Below are 1,335 nucleotides of genomic sequence, written 5' to 3' on the forward strand. Positions count from 1 at the left end.
CCCTTATGGTATGAGAACTATATTTTTCAATCCAACAAAATCTTATAAAGCCTAAGCGTCTCTGCGAGGATTATTGTTGAACAGAATTTTTTTTCAACTAGCTCCCTGCCATTTTTTCCCATCGTGTTTCTTTCTATTTCATTTTCCAACAAGTACTGCAATTTATCAGTCAAAGTGGCCACATCGCCAGCATCGATCAGATAACCATTAACTCCATCCTTTATCAAAAAACCACAACCACCAATGTTATATGAGATAATTGCTCGCCCGACTGACGAAGCTTCAAGTAAAATCCTTGGTATTCCTTCAGGGTAAACTGAAGGAAGTGCCACGATATTGGCATTTTCAATAACTTCCTTCATATTATCACATTTTCCCAGCCAGTTAATATTACCCGCTAAATGTTGCTCTTCAAGGTAAGGCATTGGTATTGAGTCAGGGTCGTCTGGAGTCGCGATCCCTGCAACATCTAAAGTGAAATTGACGCCACGGGAGTGGAGAATACATTTTGCTTCAATTAAATCATCAAGTCCTTTACTCCAAAGTAAACGACTCGCAAATAAAACTGTAGGTAATTTCCGAGATTGTTCTGGTGAAAAAGAATAATCAGAAGTATTTACTCCAGCACCATCAATAACAAAAGCTTTACCGTTATCTACATTAATTAAATCAACAAGACAAGAACGATCATTTTCATGTTCGAAAGTAAGTAAACATTTTTTGTTCGAAAAAATATAATTATAAAATGGTGATATCAACTTTCGTAAAAATGTAAATTTTAAACTACTTCCTGTGAAAACCCGGCCTAACCCAACAAAGCTAATGACAATGTTTTTTGAGTATAGCTTTGAATATACACCACCGATAAGACATGGTTTTATGGTAATACAATGCAATACGTCAGGATCAACTTGCCTGATCAATTTAAATATCTTAAGGGAATCTAAAATAAATCTAACCGGATTTAAGGATTGAGACGGCATTGCCGAGTTAAAACATATAAATCCTAAAGCAGTAAATTTATCAATTAAGCTGCTGTCAATAAAATGGCTGATAATATAGACCTGATAACCTGCTTTTTGAGTACATAGTGCTCGCTCAAGCCAATGTAAATCAAAGTACCAGTCCGAGTTAATGAAATAACATATTTTCTTCATTTATATTAACCATTAATGACGCTTACCTGTTTTAAACCTGAATCCATCGCACACTGCAAAAAAAATATACTTTAAATACTCAACTTTCTGGTTCTGATGCGACACGTTCAATAGAGCTTTAAAAACCCGAAATACAATACCACTTGTTGAATATGGCGTGTCATACTTAAAATATTTT

The 1,335-nt window shown here is 34.8% G+C and carries 1 protein-coding gene; it reads right to left on the minus strand.

Annotation, left to right across the window (positions count from 1 at the left end; all coding sequences use genetic code 11):
• Window positions 1–26: 26 nt before the first annotated feature.
• A complete protein-coding gene (locus J1782_RS00265; protein ID WP_217151902.1) occupies window positions 27–1,157 on the minus strand; it encodes a glycosyltransferase family 4 protein in 1,131 nt (376 codons plus the stop codon).
• Window positions 1,158–1,335: the final 178 nt, after the last annotated feature.

The organism is Rahnella sp. BCC 1045, assembly GCF_019049615.1.
GTDB classification, from domain to species: Bacteria; Pseudomonadota; Gammaproteobacteria; order Enterobacterales; family Enterobacteriaceae; genus Rahnella; species Rahnella contaminans.